Origin of the sequence: Rhizobium sp. rho-13.1 (assembly GCF_007000305.1) — a bacterium.
Classification (GTDB): Bacteria; Pseudomonadota; Alphaproteobacteria; order Rhizobiales; family Rhizobiaceae; genus Rhizobium; species Rhizobium rhododendri.
The window spans coordinates 106,772-131,525 of sequence record NZ_SCFL01000006.1; the positions used below are offsets into that span (position 1 = coordinate 106,772).

Annotated in this window: 24 protein-coding genes and 1 pseudogene; 11 read left to right on the plus strand and 14 right to left on the minus strand. The window is 56.1% G+C overall.

Features of this window, described 5'->3' with window-relative positions; genetic code table 11:
* The first annotated feature begins 260 nt into the window (after positions 1-260).
* The 3 genes and pseudogenes from EQW76_RS16815 (at position 261) to EQW76_RS29770 (ending at position 1,119) form a co-directional block, all read left to right on the plus strand.
* A complete protein-coding gene (locus EQW76_RS16815; RefSeq protein WP_142831978.1) occupies positions 261-554 on the plus strand; it encodes a type II toxin-antitoxin system prevent-host-death family antitoxin in 294 nt (97 codons plus the stop codon).
* 38 nt (positions 555-592) lie between these two features.
* Positions 593-927: pseudogene (locus EQW76_RS29765) on the plus strand (PIN domain-containing protein).
* A gap of 12 nt (positions 928-939) precedes the next feature.
* The gene (locus EQW76_RS29770; protein WP_142831950.1) at positions 940-1,119 is read left to right on the plus strand and encodes a hypothetical protein; all 180 of its coding nucleotides are present in this window, start codon (positions 940-942) and stop codon (positions 1,117-1,119) included.
* Between the two features lie 64 nt (positions 1,120-1,183).
* Here the strand turns inward: EQW76_RS29770 and EQW76_RS29775 are convergent, their stop codons facing one another.
* From EQW76_RS29775 to EQW76_RS16855, 6 genes are all read right to left on the minus strand, one after another.
* Complete coding sequence (locus EQW76_RS29775) at positions 1,184-1,495, minus strand: hypothetical protein (protein ID WP_244615529.1); 312 nt, start codon at positions 1,493-1,495, stop codon at positions 1,184-1,186.
* A gap of 344 nt (positions 1,496-1,839) precedes the next feature.
* Complete coding sequence (locus tag EQW76_RS16835) at positions 1,840-3,021, minus strand: M20 aminoacylase family protein (protein WP_142831982.1); 1,182 nt, start codon at positions 3,019-3,021, stop codon at positions 1,840-1,842.
* Positions 3,022-3,120: 99 nt separating this feature from the next.
* Positions 3,121-3,915: an amino acid ABC transporter ATP-binding protein gene (locus EQW76_RS16840; protein WP_142831952.1), complete on the minus strand. Its 795-nt coding sequence runs from the start codon at positions 3,913-3,915 to the stop codon at positions 3,121-3,123.
* Complete coding sequence (locus EQW76_RS16845) at positions 3,912-4,841, minus strand: amino acid ABC transporter permease (protein WP_142831953.1); 930 nt, start codon at positions 4,839-4,841, stop codon at positions 3,912-3,914. Before EQW76_RS16845 ends, EQW76_RS16840 begins: the two co-directional genes overlap by 4 nt.
* Positions 4,838-5,731 (minus strand): ABC transporter substrate-binding protein, encoded by an 894-nt coding sequence (locus EQW76_RS16850; protein ID WP_142831954.1) that lies wholly within the window; start codon positions 5,729-5,731, stop codon positions 4,838-4,840. Before EQW76_RS16850 ends, EQW76_RS16845 begins: the two co-directional genes overlap by 4 nt.
* Before the next feature lie 39 nt (positions 5,732-5,770).
* The gene (locus tag EQW76_RS16855; RefSeq protein WP_142831956.1) at positions 5,771-6,751 is read right to left on the minus strand and encodes an ABC transporter substrate-binding protein; all 981 of its coding nucleotides are present in this window, start codon (positions 6,749-6,751) and stop codon (positions 5,771-5,773) included.
* A gap of 100 nt (positions 6,752-6,851) precedes the next feature.
* Here EQW76_RS16855 and EQW76_RS16860 point away from each other — a divergent pair, with 100 nt between their 5' ends.
* Entirely contained in the window at positions 6,852-8,180 is a 1,329-nt protein-coding gene (locus EQW76_RS16860) for a PLP-dependent aminotransferase family protein (RefSeq protein WP_143122986.1), read from the plus strand.
* A gap of 795 nt (positions 8,181-8,975) precedes the next feature.
* On the opposite strand, the gene EQW76_RS29780 is transcribed toward EQW76_RS16860, so the two are convergent.
* The 3 genes from EQW76_RS29780 to EQW76_RS29790 form a co-directional block, all read right to left on the minus strand.
* Positions 8,976-9,209, minus strand: coding sequence for a hypothetical protein (locus EQW76_RS29780; protein ID WP_244615530.1), 234 nt, complete (start codon positions 9,207-9,209; stop codon positions 8,976-8,978).
* Positions 9,202-9,447 (minus strand): hypothetical protein, encoded by a 246-nt coding sequence (locus EQW76_RS29785; RefSeq protein WP_244615531.1) that lies wholly within the window; start codon positions 9,445-9,447, stop codon positions 9,202-9,204. The genes EQW76_RS29780 and EQW76_RS29785 overlap by 8 nt, the downstream gene beginning before the upstream one ends.
* A gap of 90 nt (positions 9,448-9,537) precedes the next feature.
* Complete coding sequence (locus EQW76_RS29790) at positions 9,538-9,966, minus strand: recombinase family protein (protein WP_341799002.1); 429 nt, start codon at positions 9,964-9,966, stop codon at positions 9,538-9,540.
* Between the two features lie 50 nt (positions 9,967-10,016).
* Here EQW76_RS29790 and EQW76_RS29795 point away from each other — a divergent pair, with 50 nt between their 5' ends.
* A complete protein-coding gene (locus EQW76_RS29795) occupies positions 10,017-10,913 on the plus strand; it encodes a transposase (protein WP_244615532.1) in 897 nt (298 codons plus the stop codon).
* Here EQW76_RS29795 and EQW76_RS16880 read toward each other — a convergent pair.
* Both EQW76_RS16880 and EQW76_RS16885 read right to left on the minus strand, forming a co-directional pair.
* A complete protein-coding gene (locus tag EQW76_RS16880) occupies positions 10,827-11,849 on the minus strand; it encodes an SDR family oxidoreductase (protein ID WP_142831960.1) in 1,023 nt (340 codons plus the stop codon). The genes EQW76_RS29795 and EQW76_RS16880 overlap by 87 nt on opposite strands.
* Before the next feature lie 353 nt (positions 11,850-12,202).
* Complete coding sequence (locus EQW76_RS16885; protein WP_142831962.1) at positions 12,203-13,117, minus strand: LysR family transcriptional regulator; 915 nt, start codon at positions 13,115-13,117, stop codon at positions 12,203-12,205.
* 96 nt (positions 13,118-13,213) lie between these two features.
* Between EQW76_RS16885 and EQW76_RS16890 the strand changes: the two genes are divergently transcribed.
* From EQW76_RS16890 to EQW76_RS29040, 3 genes are all read left to right on the plus strand, one after another.
* The gene (locus EQW76_RS16890) at positions 13,214-14,344 is read left to right on the plus strand and encodes an alkene reductase (protein WP_142831963.1); all 1,131 of its coding nucleotides are present in this window, start codon (positions 13,214-13,216) and stop codon (positions 14,342-14,344) included.
* Positions 14,345-15,004: 660 nt separating this feature from the next.
* A complete protein-coding gene (locus EQW76_RS16895; RefSeq protein WP_161991068.1) occupies positions 15,005-16,264 on the plus strand; it encodes a flagellar hook-length control protein FliK in 1,260 nt (419 codons plus the stop codon).
* 161 nt (positions 16,265-16,425) lie between these two features.
* Positions 16,426-16,584 carry a hypothetical protein gene (locus tag EQW76_RS29040; RefSeq protein WP_153816490.1) on the plus strand — a complete coding sequence of 53 codons (159 nt, stop codon included), beginning with the start codon at positions 16,426-16,428 and terminating at the stop codon, positions 16,582-16,584.
* A gap of 69 nt (positions 16,585-16,653) precedes the next feature.
* On the opposite strand, the gene EQW76_RS16900 is transcribed toward EQW76_RS29040, so the two are convergent.
* Complete coding sequence (locus tag EQW76_RS16900) at positions 16,654-17,211, minus strand: fasciclin domain-containing protein (protein WP_142831111.1); 558 nt, start codon at positions 17,209-17,211, stop codon at positions 16,654-16,656.
* Positions 17,212-18,009: 798 nt separating this feature from the next.
* On the opposite strand from EQW76_RS16900, the gene EQW76_RS16905 reads away from it, so the two are divergent.
* Together EQW76_RS16905 and EQW76_RS16910 are read left to right on the plus strand one after the other, a co-directional pair.
* Entirely contained in the window at positions 18,010-18,423 is a 414-nt protein-coding gene (locus tag EQW76_RS16905) for a helix-turn-helix transcriptional regulator (RefSeq protein ID WP_224129640.1), read from the plus strand.
* Between the two features lie 735 nt (positions 18,424-19,158).
* A complete protein-coding gene (locus tag EQW76_RS16910) occupies positions 19,159-20,397 on the plus strand; it encodes an FAD-binding protein (protein ID WP_143122988.1) in 1,239 nt (412 codons plus the stop codon).
* A 661-nt stretch (positions 20,398-21,058) separates the two neighbouring features.
* On the opposite strand, the gene EQW76_RS16915 is transcribed toward EQW76_RS16910, so the two are convergent.
* Both EQW76_RS16915 and EQW76_RS16920 read right to left on the minus strand, forming a co-directional pair.
* Positions 21,059-22,441, minus strand: a complete 1,383-nt coding sequence (locus EQW76_RS16915; protein WP_142831109.1) for a polysaccharide biosynthesis/export family protein — start codon at positions 22,439-22,441, stop codon at positions 21,059-21,061.
* A gap of 52 nt (positions 22,442-22,493) precedes the next feature.
* On the minus strand, positions 22,494-23,567 hold the full coding sequence (locus EQW76_RS16920; protein WP_142831123.1) for a glycosyltransferase: 1,074 nt from the start codon (positions 23,565-23,567) through the stop codon (positions 22,494-22,496).
* A gap of 316 nt (positions 23,568-23,883) precedes the next feature.
* Between EQW76_RS16920 and EQW76_RS16925 the strand changes: the two genes are divergently transcribed.
* The gene (locus EQW76_RS16925) at positions 23,884-24,606 is read left to right on the plus strand and encodes a sugar transferase (protein WP_142831108.1); all 723 of its coding nucleotides are present in this window, start codon (positions 23,884-23,886) and stop codon (positions 24,604-24,606) included.
* Positions 24,607-24,754 lie beyond the last annotated feature (148 nt).

Consider the following 24,754-nt stretch of genomic DNA (forward strand, 5'->3'; position numbering starts at 1 on the left):
GCGACCAGTTATCCGGCGTCTAGGGATACTGAGGTTGTCAGAGCCCCCAAATGCGAGCAAAGCGGACAGCTGTCCCGTCCTTTACCAGCACCGAGCTTGCATCAGTGTCCGAGCGGCCCGCAGAGATCCGGCACACGAAATTAGGCAATTCCGTCTGTATCGTCGACATATATTGCTTATCGGAGGTGAGATGTAGATGTTGATCGTACGCATGACGGTGTCGTGGTATGATCGTTTTCAACCTGAAAGCGGATGAGACGATGGCCCAGACGCATTACAAGATCAGCGAGGCGCGTAAGAACTTTGCCGAGGTTCTTGAGCGTGCGAACCAGGGTGAAGAGATCGTCATCATGCTGGGCAATGAAGTTTACGCGCGCATCGGTCCGGCGGTCGACGGCGGCAAGCGTCCCTTTGGCCTTCTGCGCCATCGTGGCTTGCCCGACGATCTGTTCGATACCCAGGATGCCGAGCAGTCCGCCATCGATGCAGGCGACTGGAACGATGATACCGGCATATGGCAAGGCAAATCCGACGGTAGCGAAACCACGCAATGAAAATCCTGCTCGACAGCCACGCCGTCTACTGGTGAACGATTGGCAGTGATCGCCTGTCCACAAAGGCACGAACGATGATTGAGGACAACGCGTACGCTGTCCTCGTCAGCGCGGTCACGTTCTATGAGCTGGACAACATTATGCGCCTGAACAAGCTCGACCTCAAGCCACAGGAACTTAGGGGCGCCGTCACAGCAAGCGGACTGCAGACCTGGGCCATCAGCGATCTGCATGCCGAGCTTGCAGCCGTTTCGACTGGGATCACCGCGATCCGTAGGACCGCGTACTCGCCGCCCAGGCGCGGCTGGAGTATTCCACCTTCGTCTCGACGGATCTGGCGTTCGACACGATATTGTATGAGCGGGTCTGGTAGGAGGTGTGACGGATGAAGATCCTCGCGGAACCTGTCGAGGCGGCCGAACGGCTTAAGGAACTCATCTCTCTTGCCGAGTGGCATGTCCTTCAGTTTTGCGCCGACAGCAGGTCCTCTGAGGAAAGCCTCGGCTCCCATTTTACGCTCGATATCGGGCTCGTATCCTCTGCTCAAGTAACGAACGCAACATGAATTATACCGAGAACGATATCTTGCAGGCTGTTGGCCACAACGCATTCACGGCAGGCAAAACCTATCAGCGCCCGTCGCCATCAAACTTGGGGTCTTCGGCCGTCACGTCGACCTTATCGAGGAGAGGATCGATATCGCGATCCACATTGGCCAACTTTCCGTCTCCTCTATGGTTGCTTGACGAATAGGCGACATGCGAATGATAACTTTGGCCTCCGCCAGCTACGGCACGCCGCAAATGCTGAAGGAGTTGCACGCGCACCAACGGATTGACAACGTCCATCAGGGCCATATTGTCGGGTACGATTCTACTGTTGACAGTAAGCAGCTCACCGTTGAGAGCGCGAGCTCGTTCCGCACCAACGATGCGGAACATGTCCGGGGCGCGGCCCGCTCGCGTCTAGGCATCGCTCACCACGCAAGTTGGTTACTCACAGCTGTGCTAGCCTCCGGGGAAGTGGCGCGAATTCTCGATAAGCACACGCCGCCCCTTCTTCCAATCAACGCAATCATTGCCGGAGGACACCGCATCCCTTCCCGGGTGCGGCATTTCCCAGAGTTCCTAGCCGATATCTGCGCAGGGGAGCCCGAGTTAAGTGTTGGCTAGCCGTCCCGGATGTGGACCAACATCAACTTCTGTTGGCGCTACCTGGCCTTTACCGCTGTGGCCCGCAGCGCACATTATCGGGCATGTGCGTCTCCGGCAATGCAGTCTATTCCTCATTCGTCAAGGTAGCGTTCTGTCAACCGCGCCCACATCGCTGCGCCGGCGGTCAGGCTGTCGTCGGCAAAATCATACTTGGCACTATGTAGAATAGCCGATTTCGTGCCGTTGCCGAGACGCAGGAAACTGCCGGGCTTATGCTGCAAGAAATGCGAAAAGTCTTCGCTGCCTGGAATGAGCGGACAAAGCGCAACGTTTCCGGCACCCACCAGCTCCTCGGCCACCATCTTGGCAAACTCGGTTTCCTTCTCAGAATTGACCACTACCGGATTGCCGTAGGTGTAGTCGATTTCGACGCCTGCGCCAAAGCCCTCGACGAGAGACTGCGTGAGTTTCTTGATGCGAAGTTCGAGGGTCTCACGAACCTTCGGATCGAACGAGCGTACCGTCATTAGCAACCTGGCGAATTCAGGTATGACGTTGGCGACCTCGCCGGCGTGGATGGCGCCGACTGTTATAACGGCCGTCTGGGTTGGGTCGATGTTGCGGGAGATCACCGACTGCAGCGAAACGACCAGGTTGCAGGCAACCAGAACCGGGTCAATAGTTAGATGCGGGCGCGAGGCGTGGCCTCCCTTGCCGGTGATCCGGATTTCAACGGTGTCGGCTGCCGCCATCAACGGTCCAGAGCGCATCAGCCAACTGCCTTCGGGCGCGCCCGGGTGGTTATGGAGGCCGAAGATGGCGTCGAACGGGAAGCGCTCGAAAAGGCCGTCATCAATCATCGCCTGGGCGCCGCTAAAGCCACCGGCTTCTTCGGCGGGCTGGAAAATGAGATTGACCGTGCCGTTGAACTTTCGCGTGCGCGCGAGATATTCGGCAGCGCCCAGCAATACCGTGGTGTGACCGTCATGACCACAAGCGTGCATCTTGCCCGGCACTTGGCTGGCATACGCCTTGCCGGTCTGCTCCATGATCGGCAGAGCGTCCATATCGGCACGAATGGCGATGCTTTTTTTGCCGGCTCCAGCCGTCATACGGGCAACGATTCCGTGGCCACCGACATTGCGCGCCACCTCGTAGCCCCAGCCTTCCAATTTGTCGGCAACGAAACGGGAAGTCTCCACCTCCTCAAACGACAGCTCGGGATGGGCGTGGAGATGCCGGCGGATAGCGCGTAGTGTGTCGTCCATTGGCTCAAAATCCGAAAGGCGGGCGAAATCGTTATCGATGGTCATTTTAGTTCCAATATTTTTGCATGCTCTGTACCGAGACGACCGTGCAATGGGGCCGGCTGTTCTATGGGCCCGACGTGAGAGACCGCTGAGCACGCGGCCTCACAGGAATCGCGACAGGAAGGCCTGCGTGCGCGGGTGTTGCGGGTTGCTGATCACATTTTCAGGCGTGCCCTGTTCGACGATGTGGCCACCATCCATGAAGACAACCCGATCGGCAGCTTCGCGGGCGAAGCCGATCTCGTGAGTGACCACGATCATCGTCAAGCCCTGCTTTGCCAGATCTTTCATCGTCGCCAGCACCTCACCGACCAATTCGGGATCAAGCGCGGAAGTCGGCTCGTCAAAGAGCATCAGCTTTGGTTTGATCGCCAAGGCACGGGCAATCGCTACGCGCTGCTGCTGCCCACCGGACAGCTGGCGTGGATAGGCATTGGCCTTCTCCGACAAGCCGACACGTTCCAGCAGGCGCTTGGCGTTCTCGATTGCAGCCTTGCGGTTTTCGCCGTGAACGCCAACCGGCGCCTCGATGATGTTTTGCAGCACCGTCATGTGCGGGTAGAGGTTGAACTGCTGGAACACCATGCCGATCTTGCGGCGCTGGCGAGCAATTCCATTTTGGGAAAGCTTTTGGAGCCGATCGTTACGGACCGTGTAGCCGATCTGCTCACCATCCACCTCAATGTATCCCTGCTGGATGGCTTCGAGATGGTTGATGCAGCGCAGGAAGGTGGATTTCCCCGAGCCTGACGGACCGAGAACGACCACCACTTCGCCCGGCATGATGTCGACGTCGATACCCTTCAGCACTTCGAGTTCGTTGAAAGATTTGTGGACGTTACGGGCCTGCACCAGCGGTCTTGCGGTATCTCCAGCTGCAGTGGATACTGCGGTCAATGGCTCGCCTCCTCTTTGGGAACTGCAACAGTCTTTGTCGTGCCGCCGGGCCGACGGTCGCTGCGACCGTAGTAAGCTTCGATATAGCTCTGGCCGATATTTAGCACCGATGTAATCAGGAGGTACCAGAGAACGGCGACCATCAGCATGGGTACGATCTCGAAAGTCCGGTTGTAGATCGACTGTACCGAGTAGAGCAGGTCAGCCATGGCAATGACGCTGACCAGCGACGTGGCCTTGATCATGCTGATCAGCTGGTTGCCGGTCGGCGGTACGATCGAGCGCATGGCCTGCGGGATGACGATCCGCCGCAGGACGCGCGCCTTGGTCATTCCGAAAGCCTCGGCCGTTTCCGCTTGGCCGCGATCAACCGACAGGAGACCTCCGCGGATGATTTCCGCCATATAGGCTGCTTCGTTGAGCGCGAGGCCGACGATTGCCGCGGTTATCGGGGTGATGACCGAGTTGGTGTCCCAACTGATCAGCGACGGGCCGAAGGGGATTGCAATCGAAAGCTGTGGGAATAGCGTCGACATGTTGTACCAGAAGATCAACTGCACCAGCAGCGGCGTGCCGCGGAAGAACCAGATGAACAGCGAGGCAAAACCGCTTGCCAGCCGGTCATCGGACATTCGCATGATGGCGATCAACAGGCCGAGCACGACGCCGATGACCATGGCGATCACAGTCAGCCCAAGGCTGACATAAAGGCCACTGATGACGGTTGGATCGAAGAAATACTGGGCGACCACGGGCCACCCAAAATTCTTATTGTTGGCGACGATCCAGGTGAAATCCGCAACAATGATCGCGATGACCGCCCAAAGGGCAAGGCGCCCTTTCCTTAACGGTGTGTAGGCCGTTGCGACATCGCGGAAGTCTGCACCGCCCGAAGGCGGTGCATGGGGTTCGATATTCGTGCTCATTTGGGAAGCTGTCCGCCGAGATTGATGCCAGGCGCCTTGATTATATTGTTCTCGAGGCCCCACTTCCTCATGATTGCGGCATAGGTGCCGTTGTCCATCAGCACCTTTATGGCATCCACCATGATCGGACCGAGCGGCGACCCCTTCGGCACGACGGCGCCCTGGAAAATATCCTCAAAGCCGTTCTTCTGTCCAATGCCGGTCAGTTCGAGTTGGCCATTGGCCTGACTCACGAAATAGGTGAGCGGTGCCTGCGAGGAGAAGAATGCATCGGCGCGCTTGGAGCGGACGGCTAAAATCGAGCTCGGCTGGTCGGTGTAGGACTGTACCTGGACAGCGTTCTTTCCGTCGGTCTTGCACTTGTCAGACTGAGCCTTGATCACCCGCTCGGCAGATCCGCCTGCCATGACCGATATACGCTGCCCGCAGGCTGTATCCAGTGAGGTGATACCCTTTGGGTTACCCTTCTGAGCGGCGAACACAACGAATTCCTGCACCCAATCGACAAAGTCATTGGACGATTCACGATCCTTGTAGTCGCCGACCGGCCCGAAGGCGAACTGGTAGCGGCCGGAATTCACGCCGGCTAGCAATGCCGGAAGACCACCAACGGTTTCGTGCTCGATCTTGACGCCGAGCACTTTGCCGAGTGCTTCAGTCAGATCGGCGCTGGCACCGGTCATCACGGTGCCGGTTACTATCTCGTAGGGAGGGAACGAACCGTTGTTGACCGAGATCATCTTTCCTGACGTCCTGATGGCATCAGGAAGTTTGGCATGCAGGTCCGCGTTGACCGATAGCTTAGGCAAAGCCGCGTCCTCAGCCATCGCGGCGCCCGAAATGATCATGCCTGCCAAGGCGAGGTAGGAGGTCATTGTTTTCAGCGACATGGTCGTTCCCCTTTTTGATGGCCGTTCTGGTGATCGAAGTTACACTGCGAGGGCAGTTCGGCTGCCATCGGTGTCGAATTTGAAGAGTTCGAGCGGTGAAAGCTGTCTCGGCAGGATGCCCTGCGCGTGGAGTTCGCCGGCGAAGTCGACAATCATCTTATGGTTTGCGGCAAGGCCGCTGGCGTCCCAACCTTCCGGCAGTTCAAGCGAGGACTTAAGCAGTTCGTCGAACATCCAGGGCGAGGTATCGGCATATTTGCGGCGCTTGCTCAACCAAACGCGCTGGGATTCGTCGATGACCTCACTCAGTTCGGAGATGATCCAAGGATTTTCTTCCACGATCTCTGCCTTGATGCCGATGAGGTGCATGCCGGGCACATATCCCACCTCTTTGAAATATCGACGCTCGGCGCTTCGGAAATCGGAAAGAAGCTGGCGAAAGGGGGAGTCTTTGGCAAAAAAGCCATCAGGCATGAAAGGTGTGAAGATGGCGTCGAGCGTGCCCTCCATCAAGAGATCAATCATGGGTCGCTCGCCAGGAGCTGCCTCGATGCGACCTTCCCGTCCGAAGCCATCAAGACGATCTGTGATCGGGTGCGCCTCGGTGAGTCGCCCCGCGAACCACATCGCGTCTTGGACATCGACACCTTCGCGGCGAAGAGCGGCACGCGTCCATGTGTTGCCCGAGTCACGCCAGCCGGTTACTCCGATACGCTTGCCGGCGAGTTGCGAAAACTCGGTAATTGGGCTGTTTTTTAGGGTGATAACGCAACGATGGCGGAAACCGCGCATGATGAAATTCGGAATGCCCACCACGCTCTTTTCACCGTCGAGGCAAAACTGCGCATAGCGGCTGAACGACATTTCAGCCGCGTCGCATGTATCGCTTTTGCCGACATGGGGGATGAGCGTGCCGACGCGCTCGACCTTGATATCGAGCTTCGACGACGAAACATCGCCAAGGATAAGGGGCGTCATATAGTCCCAGTCACGCAGGGCAAGTCGAAGAGTAATCGTCATCGGTATCCACTCAGAATTATTCTTGTAGGCCGATGATTAAATGTTCAAATCAAGCTGATCAAATGTTATTACGTTATTGAACATTAAATATGATGGAAAAATGAGCGAAATTCGGGATGCAGTTTGGTTTGCTGAAAAAATAACCGATCGGACGATCCGGGGTATTGCGATCGAGACCAGCGCGCTCATCCGCGGCGGCGCGTTGCCCGTCGGCACCAAGCTGCCTGCCATCCGCGATCTCGCCTTTGCGCTCGGTATCAGCCCCGCGACGATCTCTGAAGCCTGGAGCGAGTTGCGACGCCAGAAAATTATCAGCGGCCGCGGACGCAACGGCACATGGGTGCGCGGCGATCGTTTCATCGCAAAGCCTGAACGGCTTGCAAGCTCCGGCAACTACGGCATGGACGTGCTGAACCTGACGGCTGCGGTACCGGACATAGCCTTGCTTCCAAAGCTCACCGAAGCGATGGTCTATGGGGCATCCGCAGAGAATCTGAACAGTTATGAACGCAGCCGTATCTTGCCGGAACTGGAAGCCGCCGTCCGGGAGACCTGGCCCTACCAGCCCGAGGCTTTTCTCGCAACCAACGGCGGCTATAACGCCGTTTATACGATGATGAACGCTTTGGTCATGCCAGGCGCCGCCGTAGCGATCGAGAATCCAACCGCCATGCGACTTTTAGACATTCTGGAAGATCGTGGTGCCCGCATTGTTCCCGTCGAATGCGATCGCCACGGCCCCCTGCCCGCCTCCCTTGAGGCAGCTATGAAGTACCGCCCCGTAGCCTTCGTCTTCCAGCCGCGCGTGCACTCAGTCACCGGCCAAAGCGTCAGCGCCGAGCGAATGAGCAGCCTAGCCGAAATCCTTCGACACACCGATACGCTGATCGTCGAAGACGATGGTGTTGCCGACATTGCCGACCAGCCTCGGCAGTCGCTTGGGCATCTCTTTCCTGAGCGGGTCATCCACATCCTCTCTTTTTCAAAGACGCACGGACCGGACTTGCGTCTTGCCGTACTTTCGAGTTCACAGGCGATCGTCGAACAGATCCAGTCCTACCGCAGTTTTAGCGCCGGCTGGACGAGTCGCATTCTGCAGGCCGCCGGCGCTTGGCTGATTCGCGATCCGGCAACACAAGAAACTCTGCAGCTTGCCAAGGCGATTTATGCACAGCGGCGTGGTGACCTCGTCCAGGCGCTGCAGGATCGGAACATAGATGCAGCACACGGCGGCGGCCTCTGCGCGTGGGTTCCTGTTTCATCTGAAGCTTTCGCGATGGTCACTCTTGCGGCACGCGGGATCGCCGTCTATCCCGGAGCCAAGTTTTCGCTGTTGCCGGGCAACTACCTGCGGGTTGCGACCGCGACGCTCTCCGATCGCTGCATAGAGGTCGCAGATGCGATCGCCCTCGGAGTGTCTCATGATTAAGCCTGAACTGAGCTCCAAGCTATGGCGCCTCGTCGATTCCTGGTCACCCCGATGACATCTGTCATCCATTGGACGAAGCGCGTCGAAACCACGCCTCATGACGCGGCATCCGCGGTCTTTTTATCGATGTCACAGACTTCTACCGACCTTTAATAATGCAGAATCTTGGGATTTCCAAAATCCGGCGAGCCTGTATCGATGGCGAAACAGGGGTTTGCGATGGGTTCGGCGATTTCTTTGCGGTCAGACGATGACGGGGATGGGTTGCGGCGTCTGGCTCGGCAGAGGCGAGATACCGATCGTGCTCGGCGGCTCTCGCACAAATGCTGCTTGGATCGGCAGTGTGACAGTTCAGATCGTGCGCAACTGGCTGGTACGCTCAACGCACGCGGTCCCGACGGGCTGATTAACGAAACGGCTCCGGGCAAGCCGTCACTGCTGAATGAAGACCAGCGCACAGCCCTTGCACAAAGCATTGAGCGCGGCCCCACGCCATATCTGGATGGGCTTGTGCGGTGGCGTCTTAGTGATCTGGCTCAGTGGATTTGGGACGCGTTTCGGGTCTCTATGCGTTAGGAGACCCTGGGTCGCCAACTGCGTTTGAGGGACTGCCGCGAGCTCTCGGCTCGCCTAAGGCATCATGCGCAGCATGCTGAGCGGCTGAGGCATTTACAAAACGTTCCCCGCCGCGGTGGCGGAAAATGCCGCCTCTCCCGCCGAGGTCAAAGTGATCGAAATCAGGGTAGAAGCAGGATACATGTAAGACCGGTCAAGAAGAACCTTGGGCTGCTGGTTTCATCGCCTGAGATCCTCGACTCTCAATTCTGCCCACACCCATGAGAAATAATAAGTGCCCATGGGGTCGTCTGCGCCGATGCTGGCGGATTGAGTTTCCAGATATTTGAGCCACTCGGCGACCTTTTCGCGCTCGACCTTGGTACCGGCGGGGGCACGCGGGGACTTGCTGCCGAGCATGCAAACGGGCTCGTCGAGGATGGCATGGTACTGCTTGTCGAGCTTGTCATGCACGAGTGGCGGCGACTTCCAATGGGATGTCGTCAGCTGTCGTTTTCCAACCCGCGTAGGCTTGTTTAGCCTGTTCGATGGTCTGAATGCTGGTGAGCGGCGTGTGCACCATTTTGCCGAGAACGTTCTGCAGGAGCTCGATGCCTCTCCGCGCCCTTTGGGCGGAATTGACCATGAGAACCAGGAACCGCCCCTTGATTTCCAGACTGCCGAGGACCGGCGTACCGTCCTCCATGGTCATCGGTGAAGGCCGCAAGCGTTTCGATTTCTCTGACCAACCGCGCAGGAGTTTCGGCCGGCCAAGATGTTTTTGCGCGGGCGGCGGCGGGTTTCATTCCGGCTGTGACCCACTCGCTGAACAGGGATGGCTCCCAGTTCGGCCATGGCGCCAATGATGGTGGACATGGCCCGGCCAATCGGGCTGGCGGTATCGATCTGATCCTGGACGCTGATGAAAGCGGATGCAGCGATGGTCGAACTCTTCGAGAGCGGTAGGGAGATGGCGCGTGGAGCGTGCGAAGCGGTCAAACTTCCAGACCAGCACACAATCGAGTTCGCGGTTGCGGGCGCTGGTCATCAGGGCGTTGAGCCTCCGGCGGCCTTCCTTGCGTCCCGAGACGGCGATGTCGCAATAGTCTCCGACTATATCGAGACCGGCGCGCTCGGCATAAGCTCGCAGTCCGTCACATTCAGGTCCGGTTTCTGGTCGGGCTTGGAAACGCGCAGATAGAGCTCCGAATGGTTTTGCTGCGGTGTGGATGCCGGCTTAAGCCGTCCTTTAACGTATTCCTTTCCGGACGGCGGAACGCTATGCCCCGCAGCCTTGATTTAGGCAGTTTCCACGACCCCTTCGGCATACCCTTTTCCGGACACCTTTATGACAGCGATCGACCGCACTGCCTACCCTCGCTCCGACGAGCGTCTCACCCGATAGGAGCTGGAACGCCGATACGGTCTGAGCGAAGTCGAACTCGTCTTTATCCGCGGCAAAGCGCGGGGTGCTTCCGGCCGCCTGACGCTGGCGGGTTTGCTGAAGCGCGCCAGGATCTCCAGACCGCCCGCTATGCCATTGGCATCGCCAGCGCCGACACCCTGCGCTGGCTCAATGCCCAGCATATCGATGTAATCAAGCTCGAGGCTCCAATGACCTACCTGATCAATGTCTATGACCGTTTCGAGCTGCCGAAACTGTGGGACGCCGGTCAGGCGGTGATCGCAGATAGCACTCACATTTTATTGCGCAAAAACAATCTGCTGGTCTGGCAGCACATACGCTATGGCGCCCACGGTGGCATTGCCTACCACTATATCTCCGACAATTACATTGCGCTGTTCATGACCTTCATTCCATACGGCGTCTGGGAGGCCATCCATCTCCTCGATGGCCTCCTGAAAAACCGCTCCACCGTCCAGCCGGACTCCCTGCATCCCGACACGCAGTGTCAGAGCGAACCCGTCTTCTGGCTGGCGCGCATACTCGTGATCAAGCTGATGCCGCGCATGCGCAAAAGGGTAGACGTGACCTTCTATCGTCCCGATAAATCGGTCTCCTACCAGTACATTGATGCGCTCTTCCGCCGCGAGATCGACTGGCAGCTGATTTCTTTGCTACCCCTGCATTTACGGTTGGCCACTGCCGCCGGCTGCCCCGTACACCTGACCAGTCGCATAGCTCGCATCGGCAGCGGCGAGTTGGACGTAAATTGACGCCAATTCGGCAGGCTGGCCAGGCCGGCCAAGCGGGGTGTTGCCGCCGAAGGACATGAGTTTGACTTGCGTGGCACCTCCACTTACCTGCAACGGTGTCCAGATCGGTCCAGGGGCGACGCCATTGACACGGATGCCTTTCGGGCCGAGCTGTTTTGCCATCGACTTGGTGAAGGACATCATCGCAGCCTTCGTCATCGCGTAATCGACCAGGTCTTCGGATGGGTCGTAAGCCTGTTCCGACGTTGTCTGAATAATAGCCGATCCTTCTGGCAGATGCGGAAGCGCCGCCTTTGTCAGCCAAAACATCGCATAGAGATTGGTCTTCATCGTTGCATCAAAATCTTCGCTGGAGAGATCGAGAAGCGACGGGCGCTGTTGTTGTCGACTGGCGTTGTTGACGAGGATATTGAGCCCACCAAGCTGGCGCACTGCCTCCTCGACAATCTTGCCACAACGCGCTTCGTCCCGGATGTCGCCGGGTAGCGCCACTGCTACTCTACCCTCTCGTTTAATGAGCTCTATGACTTGACGGGCATCAGGCTCCTCATCGGGCAGATAGCTGATTGCAACGTCTGCACCTTCACGCGCGAACGCTATGGCTGCCGCGCGCCCCATGCCGGAATCTCCCCCGGTGATCAGGGCCTTGCGGCCGGCAAGACGTCCCGATCCCTTGTAGCTAGTCTCGCCATGATCTGGCTTGGGATCCATCTTGCTAGCGAGGCCAGGCCAAGGCTGCGTCTGCGATTTGAACGGTGGCTTTGGATAGAGCTCTGTCGGGTTGCTGATTTTCACCTCAGTCGGATTTGCGGTAGATGGTTGCGCCGCGTTTGTTTGGCGTGATGCCAAAGCCACAGTGGCTACGACTGCAGTAGCACCGCCTACGACGGCCCGGCGGGATAATTTTGGTGGCGACGTCTCGTCATGCTTGGTCATTGCATATTCCTTTTTTGAGTCACCGGACAACCAGTTATGAGCCGTTCCGTTCCAGGGCTCCGTCATCAGGCATTTAATCGGGCAATAGTTGGGAAATAGCAGGGATACCAAAACCCCGAGTGGTCATTTACGGGTGCGGGCGCTCGATCTTAAAGGGTGGGCAGCTCTGGAGCTTGGCTTAAGATGGTGCTGTATTCGATCACCGCCGGCGACATCCAAGCCAAGAAGCGGCCGTCTTCATGCCGGCGCACGTAGCGGGTTCGGCGCAAAGCTTTGGCCGTCCGGACCGAGGCCAGAAGGTCTGACGGCGCTAGCTCTTGAGCACCAGTGCAATAAACATAAGGTCGGGATCTTCATAGTAAAAGCCGCTTAGCACCAGCGACTTCCGCCCTGACCTCGTTCGACACTAAGTCCACAAAAGCACGGACCTTCGGCACACGAAAACGGCTTGCTGGCCATAACATCGTCAGGACCCCGTTACGGTCGACCTCATTTTCAAGAATGCAGCGTAGCCGTCCGTTTGCCAGCCCTTCTCGCACGAGGAATTCCGGAAAACATCCGATACCCCCGCCGCGCTGAGCTAGATCGAGGAGCGGGTCGATGACGCTTGCGCTCAGACTAACCGGCACCTGCTGTCCCGGCGCAGATTTCAACGGCCACGGGGCTATACGTCCGGACGAAAATTTCTGGCGTAGGCAGACATGGTCAAAAAGCTCCCCTGGCGCTCTCGGCTCTCCGTGCTTCTCCAGGTAACTGGGTGCTGCCACAAGGAGCCAGGTAAAGCTACCGAGGGTTTTGTGAAGCAGCCGGGAGTCTCCGGTGTGCCCGGTCCGGATCACAACGTCGAAACCTTCCTCGACAACGTCGACGATGCGATCGCTGTAGTCCAGATCGAGTTCGACCTGTGGGTACTCGGCGACAAACGCCGCGAGCGCCCTGGTAAAGAGCGAGCCGGTCAAAGGAAGGCTGACGCGCAACTTGCCACGTGGGCTTCCCGCCGCTTCCGCTAACTCTGCTTCTCCGGCGTGAAGTTCTTCCAGCATTCTGCGGGCGCGGACCAGGAAGATGGCGCCCGACTCGGTCAGCGAGATGGTGCGGGTCGTTCGATGGAACAGCGTCGTCGCCAATTGTCCCTCCAGCCGCGCAATGGCCTTGCCGATTGCCGAGGAGGAAAGTCCGAGCTCCTGGGCCGCCAGTTTGAAACTTCGGGTGTCGGCTGCGGCTACGAACGCTCGGAGCGAGGCAAGACTATCGACGGGCTCTGCCATAAACCACCTTTCTTCCGCAATGATCGGAACTGTAGCCTATAAATATTTTGCGCGACAGGCGTTATAAAGATGGTCAGTTCGAAACGAGGACACCGCATGACAGATCTTTTCACCCCATTCAATCTTTCCGGAACGCAGCTTGCCAACCGGGTGGTCATGGCACCAATGACCCGCTCGCGCGCTCCACACGATGCTGCCGACGCGACAATCGCCCTCTATTACGCGCAGCGTGCCACAGCTGGGTTGATTGTCAGCGAGGGCACTCCGATTTCGCGTGAGGGTCAGGGCTATCTCTTCAATCCCGGCATCTTCACGCCCGAGCAGATTGCCGGCTGGCGTCTGGTGACACAGTCCGTGCATGCCGTGGGCGGCCGGATGTTCGCACAGATATGGCATGTCGGCCGTGTGTCCCACCCTTCGATCCAGGCAGGTGGCATCGATCCCGTCAGCGCTAGCTCGAAAATCGCCAAAGGCGCGACCGCCTTTGGATACGATGAGAACGGCATTCCGGCCATTATCGAAACAACGAAACCACGCCAGCTTTCGACAGAGGAGGTCGAGCGTGTTATTGGCGACTTCGCCAATGCCGCCAGCAACGCCATTGAAGCAGGCTTCGACGGCATCGAAATCCACGGCGCCAACGGCTACTTGCTCGAGCAGTTCCTCAACCCCGAGGTCAACGATCGCAAGGACCGCTACGCCGCCGACACGATGGAAAACCGTCTGCGGTTCGCGCTCCAAGTAGTGGATGCCACGATCTCCCGGATCGGCCGCGAGCGTGTTGCCATCCGCCTGTCGCCCTTTGGCAAGCTATTCGACATGCCGCATCACGGCGAGATCGAGGAGACCTACTCGGCACTGGCCGCGGCGCTTGGCGAACGGCGCATCGCCTACATCCATATCATGGACCAATCGGGCTACGTCGGAGGCGAGGACACCAACGGAGAGACGGTCTCTGACAGCATCGTTCGTCTGCTCGGCGACTTCCGCAAGAGCCTTCCCGCCACGGCGTTGATCCTGGCTGGCAACATGACACGCGCGCGCGCCGACAAGCTGATCGCAGACGGCACGATCGATCTGGCCGCGTTCGGCCAGCCGTTCATCTCCAATCCGGACCTCGTGGCCCGGCTGCGAAATGACTGGCCGCTGACCCCACCGGATCGCACTACCTATTACGGTGGCGATGCCCACGGTTACATCGATTACCCGCCCTATGCCGCCGCGTGAACTGTCTCTCGAGGTCGGATCACGTCCGGCCTCTTGTGACTGCCGCGGGAGGGGCCAATATTGTATCTGAACGTCCCCAGCCACGGGCGCTCGTTAAAACTCCTCAACCTCAGGATGTACCCTCTCGGCATCCGCATGATGCGCAAAGCCTGACGCAAGTTCTAAGGATTAAGCCTGAGGCAGAGGCCTGAATGAGGCAACCGCATCAAATATCACAAATGGCAAATAGCGTTTGCGACAGAATGAAGGAGCCCGCAACAGCGGTTCAATTCGATTAGCAACGTCGAACCGGCGGGATCCTTCTTTGATAGTCATCCTAGACACATGCCCATGTGTGCGCTTTTCTGCAGTTGAGTTCCGGGGAAAAAAGGAAAAGATATGGCGGACGTCAGCATGGCAACGGGTTCGGCGTGCGCAGTCGGTGTGAATTCTCCAAAGAATGGAATTGGCGGCAACGGGAGGCAGAGTGATGACCCGCATGGCTTCGGGGACGCTCTCGACCGATCGGCAAGTGATCAGGATGGCAAAAACCTGACGACGCCGACAACGGGCGATGCAAAGGCCATCGCTGCAGGAAGCGCATCAGGCGATCAAAATCAGGCGAATGCAACGTCGTTGGCACTCCCGTCAGTTGCAGTGCAATGGCCCGGCAATGACAGCGTGAATGCTTCCGCGCAATTTCTCGCCGCGGCAGCCAACGCCGTCAACGACCAGACATCCAGAGCCTCGGTGAAAGCGGGCGATCTTGAGGCAACTTCGCCACTTGGACTTGCCCAGCAATTGGCCGATGTCGTTGCCGGCGCGGCGACAGGCGAGCCAGCCACGCCCGTCAAAGGCGATCTTCCCGGCGTCAAGGGCAGCAAAAGCGGCGCTGCCGCCGACGATAGCAAGGACGCCGATGCCAATGCATCCGACCCCAATGCCGCCAGCGGTGCCGTGACCGACGTGCTGTCGCTGCTCGGAGCCGGTTTGTCGGCCGCTGCCATCCCCGCGCAGACCTCCGCCAGCGTCCTTGCCGCAGCCGGGCAGCTCCACACCGGCAATGGCAAGATCGATCCCGGCGCGGCCTCTGTTGCAAATGCGCTTCCGGCCGACGCCGCGGACGACAGCGGCGACGCCGTTGCCGTGGGCATGGCCATGCTGGCGCCGTCAATGGGCAGCGCTGGCCAGGGCAATGCCGTTGCCGGCACATCTACCGACGGTGACGCCCCCGTAACGTTTAACGTCGACCGGGCGAGTGGCAAGGTACAGTCGCTGGATCTCTCTGCGAGCCGGAATGCCGACGATACGCCTCAGCTCGACATCAAATCGGCAAGCGGCGACACCGGGGCCACCGTCACTGTCCTCGACTCCCGACGCTTCGTCGGCCTCGCCGATGGCTCGAATTCGGCACTGGTCGCCAATTCGCTGACGGGCAACAAGGACTGGGCAGCGGCCATGCAGCCCAATGCTGCGCTGACCGGAGCATCGGCGACGACCAGTGCCAGCAAAGTCATGAACACTCTGAAAATTCAGATGAACCCGGATAATCTGGGGACTGTCACCGCAACCATGCGGCTTTCGGGCGAGCAGCTTTCCGTCGATCTCAAGGTCCATTCTGCCGAGGCCTACAGGCAGCTCAGCAACGACCAGAGCGCGATGATCGATTCACTGCGCCAGCAGGGCTACAGCGTCGATCGCATGACCGTGACCTACACCGCGCCGGAAACATCGAGCAACAACCAGCAGAGCCCCCAGGGCCAGCAGCAGCAACAACCCGGCACAAGCCAGGGGCAGGGCAGCGATGGCCAGGCTCGCAGACAGAATTCAGGACGACAGGCCGGTGATCAAGATGGTATCTCGCGCGCAGGTAACGTGGGTACGGACGATAGCGTTGCTGGCGGTGCTCAGCAGGCTCGTGCCGGGGGCGTCTATCTCTGACACTTTGACCACGCCTTGACCAAATGTTGCCTGGCAGTCGAGTGGTCGGCTCATCTACACTTCGCAGGTAGCGAGCGTTGCACAAGTTTGACCGCACATCAAGCCTGCGATCTTCAGCCGATGTCGTGTCGCCCGTCGCAACAAGATCGGAACGGTCGCAAGTGACCATCGAGAGTGGAGCGCCGGTGATTGTTGCAGAGTTGCCGGCACTCCAGCCACTGGCGCAACTGCCCTCCAACAAAAGCCGCAAAATATTCATGGCAGCATCTCCTTTCGATCCTAATGAAAATCGAGAAGGGCAACCGCCGCAAGCTATTTAAGCGGCTCTGAGTCCGGGCGACACGCGTGGCCCTGGCAATTGGGCGCATAGAATGCGCCCAATTTTGGGACTACATCTTTGGCAGAAGTACCTTGTCGATGACGTGGATGACACCATTCGACTGCTTCACGTCAGCGATGGTGACAGTAGCGGCGGTCCCGTTTTCATCCGTCAGGGTGAGCTTGCCCATGTCTTCCTTTGCCGTGAGCACGCAGCCTCCGACGGTTTTGATGTTGTGGCTGCCGCCGTCGTCCTTGATCATCTTTTCGACGGTCGCCGCCATGGCGTCGGCAGCAACCACGTGGCAGGTCAGGATCTTGACCAGCTTGTCCTTATTCTCAGGCTTCAGGAGCGTGTCGACCGTACCTGCCGGCAGAGCCGCAAAGGCTTCGTTGGTTGGTGCGAAGACGGTGAAAGGCCCTTTACCTTCCAGGGTTTCGACGAGGCCCGCCGCTTTGACGGCTGCAACCAGTGTCGTATGGTCCTTTGAGTTGACAGCGTTTTCGACGATGTTTTTGTCAGCATACATTGCCGCGCCACCAACCATTGGGTTTTCGGCATGTGCCAGCATGGTGCCTGCTGCAAGCGTAGCCGCGACTGCGACTATGCGTAGTGTGGACTTGATCATGGAATTCTTCCCGGTTTTTCTGGCCCCTCGAATAAAGGCCTCTCCCTAACGCCGATGGCGCGTATCCGTCATGGATACAGCGATAGCTACGGCCCTTCGCTAACAATGGTTTCAAAGCAAATATGAAATTTTGACGACACAGGAACGCAGCACTGAGAGCGAACTTTTTATTGCTAGACAAGTCCACCCTCGTTACGGCACACGTGTGAAGGTCTCGCGATAGAGATTGCCTTCAGCCGGCGTCGCCGAATGGGAAGACATAGGGATCAAGCACGACGTCTCCAAGTCAACGAGTCCGATCACCTAACGAAAACCGCACTGTTGCTCTCATCTTGGCATCTTTACCGTTGATCCCTGTTTCGCAACTGTGCTTTTGCGATACCGCGGCTGCGCGGCAACCTGGCCCGCCCTGCATTTCTGTCCGCCATGAAGGTGTTTCTGCAAATGTTGCGATTATCGCTCTCGGAATGGTCATCGCATTCCTGGTGTGCTGCGGCTGACCTGTCAAAAGTGAGAGCGTCGGGGATGGGACGTGCGGACCCTGATGTTTCCGCTTCTGAAGTAAGCGTATAATGACGGCACAGAACGCCCTCGATGAAGCCACGAAACGATCGTCGTAAGGGCAAATGCCCTGCATATCTGTCAAGCTAGACTGAGATAATAACCAAGGTATTTCTTAACAAACTCGGAGAATTTCGGCCGGGATATGCATGAACGGCATAAGAATCATTGCTCATTCCAAGGCTATTCAATAAATCGATAACGATTGACCGTCGATCTGAAAAGGAAAAAGATCATTTGACCGCGAGTTCGAAACAACCAGATCCGGTCGATATTGAGGTCGGAAGGCGCATTAAGCTGCAGCGCAGGATCAAGGGAATGAGCCAGACTGTCTTGGCTGATGGTTTGTTCGTCACGTTCCAGCAAGTGCAAAAATATGAGAAGGGGTCCAACCGCGTCAGTGCCAGTCGTATGAGCAACATCGCTCGGATCCTCGAAGTCCCCGTCTCTTATTTTTTTGAAGGAAATGAGCAGCAACCTGATCACGACGATGGCGATGCGATATCCCCGCTCAGGGACTTGACGCAATTCGTTGCCACCATTGAAGGCAGCAATCTCAACCGTGCGTTCTCGAGCATCCGATCGTCAGAAATCAGAAAGCGCATCATAGGTCTTGTCGCAGCGCTGGCAAAGGACCACGCTGAAGATTGATTGCTAAAGCACCCACCGAGTGTGTCGTCGATAATCATCGCCATTCGTCCGATACGGCAGGTTACTCCACAGCCTGCCGCCGACATTGGCGGCGTGAAGGGGCTTTGTCTCACCAATGAATAAACTTTCGCGGAGAATACCGTAATTCGACATGTGAGGCCACTTACCTGCGGACAGTCCACGCTGACGGTACGAAAGAATGGTTCCATTGGGACCACAAAGGTTCTCGCATCCATTTAAGGATGACGATCTCGCCGACTTCGGTGAAACTCTGCCGCGCATTGGGCAAAGTTTAAAGGTTGGCAGCAGCGAGCGTAATAGGCCAAGGTCGCCCATCGACGCGCGAGGTGCAGGATTTACAGGATTTACAGGATTTACAGGATTTACAGGATTTACAGGATAAAATTATCGGGCGGAACCCTTCGCAGTACAACCCAATAAATAGTCTTCAAGAGTTGGAAATCTGCCAGCGGTCGGCATGCTGGAACACTCAATATCATATCAAAACGTGTCACTTGATCAGAAAAAGCTGGCAATACTATTCGGAAATATTCCGCCGAAAGGCAAAACAATATATAAGATGAATGCGCTTTCATCTTTATTGCATGATCTTTCGGGATAGTTAAATAAATTTCTCAGGCGCACAGATTTTATGTAGACGGTGCAATTTCATTTATATACCTTCGAGAAAGTTTCTTCATTCGTCGCAATCGTAGTTCTGTATTTGGATAAAATATGGTATATATATATGATGGCTTCAAGACTTTCTATCCAGCCAAGGTAATACACGCGCGATCTATAGATGATGTCATTCGCGCTGTGACTTATGCGACATCTTCCGGTTTGAAAATTCGGCCTATGGGCCTTGGATACTCTTGGTCTGAACACTCTTTCACAAATGGAATTTCTCTGCAATTGGATGGATTGCGAAGGCTCTGTGTCATCGATAGGGCTGCAAAGACCATAACGGTCGACGCCGGCGTGCGCATGGGCGATATTACACGCGCGCTCGGTCGGCGAAACCTGTGTCTACCATCACTCGCTTTTCTTCCAGAAATGACAGCGGGCGGTGCGGTGGCGACGGCGACGCACGGCACAAACCACCGGAGCGGTACGATGTCCGATTTCGTTGTGTCGATGGACGTCGTGCTTGCCTCCGGTGAGCTCAAGACTTTCGATAGAAAATTGGTGTCTGAGGCCGAGATGTGTGCGGCCAGGGTCTCAGTCGGCATGCTTGGGGTGATCACCAAAGTCGTTTTTCAAGCAATTGATATGCCGTGGGTCCGCTACACCAAACTTGAGATCGACCTCGACGAATTTATGGCGACCCGCACTGCCGTGTTGTCGCGATATTCGCACGTCTGGGTCCACTGGTCGCTCGGCACAAACAAGATAAAGGTCGATTGCCTGGAAGAGCGGCAAGATAGGCATGAGGGCTTCAATCCCTATGTCAGCCACCGAAATGCAGTTTGGGAGCCAAGACGGCAGTCGATGCTGAGATCGATAATCCGCCCGGCTGTGCATTTGGCTCAAGACATAATACGCTCAAACGTGCCGGCGACAAAAGCACGATCAAAAAGTGACGTTCGGATCAGTATGCAATATTCGGTCGACACGAAGGACTGGGAGCGTGTTGTGGATCGTATCGCAGCAAGTCAATTTGCTAGCAGAAACTTCGGAAAAATTATGGAAATGAAATTCGTCAAGGGCAATAACCTGTCCTACCTTGGCCCAAATGCGGGCCAGGATGCTGTCTGTTTCAATATTTATTGGATGATTAAACGAAGCGAACAAGATGAGATCCTGCGCCCTTTCGAGGATCTCATGCGCTCATTTTCAGCCCGACCGCACTGGGGAAAAGATCACAAGATTCCGGACGAAGCCTATATGAGATCGGCGTTTCCTCAGTGGGAAGCATTCGATTGCGTCAGGCGCTCGCTGGACAAAAATGACCTCTTCAAAACCATCCGTTAACGCGGCGCGCGTCACCTTGCCTTCTACCGGGTGCCAGATGGTTGTGACGGTCAGACTGTGTGATTTGACCGGCAAATTGTCTTTCAAGACAATATCGGTGGGGCCAGTTGTCAATTCCCATCGCAACCAACAAGGGCTAAGGGTGGCTATTATCGAGCGCTTAACGGAGCACAGATGACATCCTCACCAGATTGGGAAGGAAAAAGATTTTGTCATGTGTCGTTGGAAATATTCGATCAGCACATTCAATCAGGCTAAGATCCGGACCGATTTTTTTGACTGGACGAGCGTCGTTCTTTGACCGCCGTTCTGATGTAGGTGAGATAGAAGATACAGTGTGTGCACACATACCCAAACTGCAGAAGCGCGCCGTAGATGAGGCACCAAACCAACAATTGTCCGGCGGAAACATAAGACGACTGAAAAAGGACTGCATAGACGCAAACGCCGGCAATCACGACAAGCGTGAAATGGAGTATTGGAAGTCTGATGGCGCACACCATGCCCACCAAAATCCAGACTAAGAAACTCCAATGCATCAACAGTTAGCTCCGAGACCCGCCAACAATAGCAGTGCAATCTTGTCTATAGCAGTCGCCCGATTTATGCAAATCTCTGCCCGCGCGCAGCGATAAAAATCGATGAACTTAGAAGACCGGTTCTAAAAGCCGTCGCGTTTTTGGTCTGACGGGCCCGGCCTGCGAGAATTTGTCTGCGGCGCACCGAGATTTGTCTCGGGCAATTTTTCAACCCGGATGAGGTCGCCGGGTTCGACCGCGTCATTGTCGCCCACCGCGAGGGTCCTGGTATGACCGCTCACCAGTCGATCAATCGTCGTTTCAAATGACTGCAACCCGTCTTCCACGGCTGAGTTGGCGACCATAGGCGCTTGTAGCGCAATATTGTCTAAAAGCGCGCGCGTTGTCTGCACTTTCTCAGCATTGGCTCCAATCTTCGCCCTGACGTCCGCGGCTTCGGTCAACGCATCCACACGGTAGCGATTGCGTAAATCGGTTATGTCCCGATCAACCTTCGCAACGTCTTGCTGGGCTTTCAAATTGGCCAGCGAAACATCAAGACTTCGACTTTCGAGGTCTGCCAGATTCTGGCTGGCGCCCAAGGATCGCGCCGACACGCTCAGTCCGGCAGATACCAGCTTATTGACGGTTCCAAGATCTTTACTGGCCAAGTCAATCTGCTTTGCCAGGGACGTGGCTTTCGACTGCAGCGCCTCGATCTGGTTCGAAGCAAGAACTCTTGCTTCATTGAGTGCGACGATCTCAGCGCTGATCGACCGCTGGCGTGTATCGAAGAGGTCTGCCTCTTCTTTCATGATGCGATCGACAATTGCCTGACCCGAATGGGTCGTTAGTTCTGGAGGAAAGACAACGGAAGGCTGATTGTTGATGATGGCATCGACCCGCGCTTGGCGGGCAAGGAGCCCAAAACGCTCGATATTCAAAGCACGAAGATCACCCCGCATTGTGAGCACATCACGTTGCAGACCCATCACGTTCACATCGACAGGACCTGTCATCCCCCCTGCCATGGAGAGCGCCTGAACCACCGTCAGGCCAGGACTATAAGCGTATTTTCCAGGCTTGGTCACCAGACCTGCGATGAAAAACGGCCGATATTCCGACACTTCAACCGAGGCGTTTGGTCGCTTTTGCATACCGACTTGGTTCTTCAACCGCTCGCCAATCGAATCTGAGATCTGATCGACGGTAAGCCCACTCGCCGGTACCACTCCGACAATCGGCAGCGACAGGGTTCCTGCGGCAGAGATAACAAACTCGCCGTTCAACGGGACCCATTCAAATGCGGTGCCGGTTACCGGTCGCCATTCGAACACCCGGATCTTCAATTTATCTTGAGGACCGAGGATGTAATCTTCCGCGAGGGCAGAATACCCACTTAGGATCGCCAGGCCGAAAATCGATCCAAGCAGCAGGCGCCAGGTTGGGGTTATACGCAGCCGTCGCAATGGCTGGCACAACAACAAGACGTTAGACGTGGCTCTCTCCCAAACTGCTGAACGCATGGTTACACCCCAATTGAACTTTGATGTTTGGCAATCTTCGCAATCAGCATCTTTATGCCGTCCTCATCGCACGAGCGGGACTGATCGCCTCATCGACAAAAGCGCCAAACCTCTCCACGAAGGCATTGGTGGTGAAGTCTCCGGCACGCCTGACAGCAGCGGCGGGATTGAAATCAATCTTTTCGAGCCTCTCGATGGCGTCTATAAGCGCCTCCGTGGTCTGGACATCGAAAAAGACCCCGCTTTCATCCGCGATAACCGTTTCTGTCGCCCCTCCTCTCCCGTAGGCGATAACAGGACGACCGCTGGCCATGGCCTCCACAGGAACAATCCCAAAATCTTCCTCCCCTGGAAAGATGAGCGCGCGGCAATGGGCATAGTGGTGCCTCAATACGTCAAACGGTTGCGGCCCCAAGATAGTCACAGTCGGTCCAGCAAGTTTTCTTATTCGCTCGAGCATCTCTCCGCCGCCAATCACGACAAGCTTGGCTTTCAGGAGGTTGCAGGCAATCACGGCCAAATCCGGCCTCTTGTAACTGACCAGTTCTCCGACCATCAGATAATAATCGCCGACATCATGCATGGCGGCCGCCTTGAATGCATTGGTATCAACAGGAGGATGGATTACCTGGGCGTCGCGCCGGTAGTAAGTTTTGATACGCTGAGCAACGGTTGCGGAATTAGCAGAGAAGTGATCGACCCTGTTAGATGTCGCAACATCCCAGTTGCGCAAGTAGTGAGCAAGCGGAGGCATCAGCATTCGCGTGACCAATCCAGAGCTCTCATAATATTTATTATACATATTCCAGATGTATCTCATGGGGGAATGACAGTAACAGACGTGAACCGCGCCCGGCATAGGCAGAACTCCTTTTGCTGGCCCCGATTCACTGCTTATCACAAGATCATACTCACTTAGATCAAGTTGCTCTAAGGCCATTGGCATCAATGGAAGGTATTTTTTATATAGCTTAGTAGAATATGGCAGCCGATTTATAAATGTAGTGACAATTTTATGACTCTTTATTACTTCTGATATGACCGTTGGGTCATATGCATGTGTGTAGATATCAGCAGATGGATACATCCTGCAGAGTGTTTCGAGGACCTTTTCGCCACCACGCATTCCAACAAGCCAGTAATGTATTATAGCTACACGCAAACGCAACCCCATTGATTATGTTATTGAATTGTGCTTCGCGAATATGAAGCAAAAGGACCATAAACCATACTTCATCCAAGAACATATTCAGTTTGCTTCACCTAAATATATCGGACGACTCCGAATTTTGATTAACTGCATACCTACGTTTAAATGTCGCGAGGAAATGATGCTGTTTAATTATGTTATTGTCAAACCCTTTACTACTTGTTAACCTATCTTCAGAGTGTAAAGCCGAGCCTCCGTAGGTGGTTAGCGTTGGCTCATTGAGGAGTATCGAATGAAAAGCGTCGATCTGATCACTGGCTTTGACGCATCGGAGGAGCCTACTGCGAATATTGCATCTATCCCGCCGCCGGTAACTGTAGATCACCGAAAAGCAGAGGATAGATTTGGAAGTTTCTTCAAATACCTGATAGATGCCTTTTTAGCCTTAATCGCTCTGGTGGCGTTGCTGCCATTGATCACAATGGTGTCCCTGATTTTACTGGCGACCCAAGGGGCGCCTATCCTGATAGCCCATCGCCGCATCGGAAAGCGCGGCGTGCCGTTTCACTGCTTCAAGTTCCGCACTATGGTGAAAAACAGCGATGAGGTCCTGGAGAAGCACCTGAAGGATAATCCAGAGATACAAGCAGAATGGAATGCGAGTCGAAAGCTCAAGAAAGACCCTAGGGTAACGGCATTTGGGCGCAGTTTGCGTCGCAGCAGCATCGACGAGCTTCCACAGCTATTGAATGTGCTTCGTGGGGATATGAGTTTGGTGGGTCCTCGCCCTATCACACAAAGCGAGACTTTATTCTACGGACCTCACATTGCTGACTACATAGCCGTTCGACCGGGATTGACGGGTCTCTGGCAGGTGAGCGGCAGAAGCGAGACAAGCTATTCCGAGCGTGTCGAAATTGACGTTCGCTACGTGGCAGAGCGAAGTTTAGTTGGCGATTTCGTCATTATGGCAAAAACTATTCCGGCCGTTCTCAGTACGCGTGGCAGCTATTGAGCATGGGAGATGACAACCATTTCCCGCCTCTTCGCTCTCAAGAACAAGTGCTGTCAAAGACCAACGCTGTCGTGCCATGCGGTCGGTACGACGACCAATAAATAAACGCTACGGCCGGCGCGTGGTCGCAGCGTAAAGACTACCGATA